This window comes from Alphaproteobacteria bacterium, assembly GCA_030680745.1.
GTDB lineage: Bacteria > Pseudomonadota > Alphaproteobacteria > JAUXUR01 > JAUXUR01 > JAUXUR01.
Genome location: JAUXUR010000012.1, coordinates 1 through 3,126, shown reverse-complemented (window position 1 = coordinate 3,126; position 3,126 = coordinate 1). Strand labels below are relative to the sequence as shown.

General features: G+C 37.6%; 1 protein-coding gene. It reads right to left on the bottom strand.

All coding sequences use genetic code 11. The annotated features are described in order from the left end of the window. Positions 1–294 precede the first annotated feature (294 nt). The gene (locus tag Q8L85_00780) at positions 295–2,283 is read right to left on the bottom strand and encodes a hypothetical protein (protein MDP1723222.1); all 1,989 of its coding nucleotides are present in this window, start codon (positions 2,281–2,283) and stop codon (positions 295–297) included. Positions 2,284–3,126: the final 843 nt, after the last annotated feature.

The following is a 3,126-nucleotide window of genomic DNA, read 5'->3' as shown; positions in this document are numbered from 1 at the left end:
GAGCAAAAATACAAAGACAGAGTTTTAAAAAATATAATGTCGCGTGCTCAATCGTTGGGATATGTGCTGTTAAGAAAACCGGAAAATGATGTCAAAAAAAATGACTTGTTATCAACATCTTAAGTCTTGGTCATTAGAAGCAGCGGAGCTGCGCGGCAATCTTTCCACCGTCGTCATTGCGAGGGGCCCAAATTTAAAATGGGGCCCGTGGCAATCTTCTTGAAAAATTGAGATCGCCACACCCCCTGAAGGGGGTTCGCGATGACGATGCGGGATGGTTCGAAGTTGCGCCATCTAGAGGGGCGAGATAATATTATCCTCACGTTCAATCAACAATCCAAAATGTGTTAAAATCTTTTGAGCGCCCATTTCTGTTAATTGTGCATTAACATAATCATGCATAGGATCTTTTGTAAAATACTCTGCCCAATTTTCGAGTATTTCATCCTCATTTATGATGAGTAACTTTTCCTTAAGCATATAATTTAATAATGCGCTTAGTTTAAAAGGATGTGCAATTTTAGCTGTGATGAGTTCTTTGCGTTCTTCTTTTGTTAAGCTTGATGGCTTTAAGGCATAAGTTTTATCAACAATTTTCATCGCATCTGTTTCAAAAGAATCTGTGAATTTTTTAATCAAATAATTCGGCGCAAATTTATGAAGAAAAGCGTTTAACGCATTGCCAAGACATCCATTAAATTGATTACGGCCTAATTCTTCAAATTTCTCACCTAAAGTTACGGCAGCTAATGATTTGAGGCCTAAAATATCTTTTAATCCAACATGATAATAATTTAAGACATGGGTGTTTTGACTATAATCACCGGGAATGATGGCGAGTTTAAAAATATTTTCTTTTGCAATCGCCACAAATTGTTTGAGTTTTGATTCAAATTCTTCGGCATTGATATCTGCGAGTGTCGAATTGCCTAAATTAGCTTCCCGCATTGCCAAAATAACAGTATCGATTCCTGTTTTTTGACCCGTGGGGCAATGAAGAATAGCTGTCACAAATTGAATCATTTGCATTGAAAGTGTTTCTGGATCTTCGTGGTTGATCATTGTATTAAAAATATAGGCGATGGCATTTTGAAGATCTGGATGCTGATCATCATCCATTTGCCAGCCAGAACGTTCGTTTCCTTCTAATGTCATGCCCCATAATGTTTTTAAAAACCCTGTAAGAATAGGTGATAGAATTTGATTCATGCATTCTTTATTGCTAGAAGGATCTTTGGCGTCTGGTGCATATTGAGATAGAGTATAAAAATCTAGGTAACCTGGCTGTGTATCATCTGAAAAATTGAGATTGGACCAAATGCTTTTCCATTGTTCAAGCATAGAATCGCCTGTTAGGTTTGTGATGGGTAAATCAGCCAAAATACAATTTTTGAGACAATCGATATTAAAATGTAATGTCTTTTCTTGGTGTTGGGTTAAGGTATCATGAATAGATATTTCGGTGAGGATGTTTGGGTTGCGTTTGCCGAAACGCTCTTCATCAGTAAAAACAACGCGATTACCAAAAATTGTGCGTAATTCATGCTTGCCGAGCGTTTCGCCCTCGCCAAATTCTTGAATGTTTGCATGTCTTAAATCTAATAATACAAGAGAACGTGCTAAATTTCTTAAAGATTCTGGTAAAAAGCGTAAATTTGGATTATAGGATAAAGAAAGTACTTTTAAAGAGGAAAGTTGTCCTATGCTTTCAGGTAAAGAACGAAGATTTGGGTTCTGTGATAGGTCGAGATGTGTTAAGGATGAGATTTGCCCTATGCTTTCGGGTATAGCGCAAAGATTTTTATTATCGTAGATGGTAAGTTCTTTTAAAGAGGAAAGTTGTCCTATGCTTTCGGGTAAGGAGGTGAGGTTGTTGTCAACTAACATTAGTTCTATTAAATTGTTTAATTGTCCAATATTGTTTGGTAATTTTTGTGTATGAGTGTGTTTTAATTCAAGTGTTTTTAATTCTTTTAATTTTGTTATACTTTCAGGTAATGATGGAATATTCAGAACGACTAATATTAATTTTTCAATCCATTGAAAAGAATTACAAAATTCTTCAAGATTATTTATAATAAATACGGATGAATATTTATCTAAATCCGCAAAATTAATACGATTAGATAATATTTTTTTTCTAAGTATTTTTTTAGAGTGTTCGGGTGCATTTTCCAAAAATCTATCAGTGAGTTCTTCTTTTTCTTCTTGGGTTAAAACTGCTTTTGCTTGAAATGATAATACGTTAAATAGAATCAAGGTGATGAGGAAAAGTTTTTTCATTTTATAACTTTCAATTATGTGTTTTTGTTTAGGGGTTGTTGACATTTGTTTTTACTAAAATGAGCTAAAATTATGGGTTCGTCATTGCGAAAATGCCTGAGTGCTTTAGCACAAAGGCGTTTGTGGCAATCCACACTTTTAGCTTATCAAACACTCAAGTATGGATTGCCGCGCAGCTTCGCCGCTCGCAATGACGAGGAGGGGGGGGATTGCCGCGGAGCTGCGCCCCTTGCAATGACGAACTACCCCACATCATCATCGCGAACCCTCGTTCTCCTCATATCGTCATCGCGAACCCCCTTCAGGGGGTGAGGCGATCTCAATTTTCCAAGGAGATTGCCGCGGGTCTGCGTCCCTCGCAATGACGGCGGAGGGAAGATTGCCGCGGGGCCCCTTTTAAATTTGGGCCCCTCGCAATGACGATGGAGAGAAAATCGAATTTACACACCCAGTAATTTGTTTGATATTTTTATCACACATCGTTAATTTAATCTATAATTTTTTATCCAAAAAATAGCTTAAAGCCTTTGGTGTATTTTGGTATACTGACTTCAGTTTCTTTTTGAACTGTTTAGATTTTTTTTGAAAGTGGCATACAGATAGAACGCGCACATTGTTTCCCTGGACAGTGAGAGTCGCAAGACTCGAGCCAGATCCAGGGTCCAGTTAACACTCATGATCGCAGATCATGACGAAATTTAATTAAACTTGTCATGTTCTTACGAGTTCTTACGAGCATGTATGGTAAAATGATTTGAAAACGCTCAAGTGGAGGGCATCATCTCCCCCTCCTACTTCCCGCGGCGTGACCGCGGGATCCATGGTAAAGAAGGGTAATGTTAA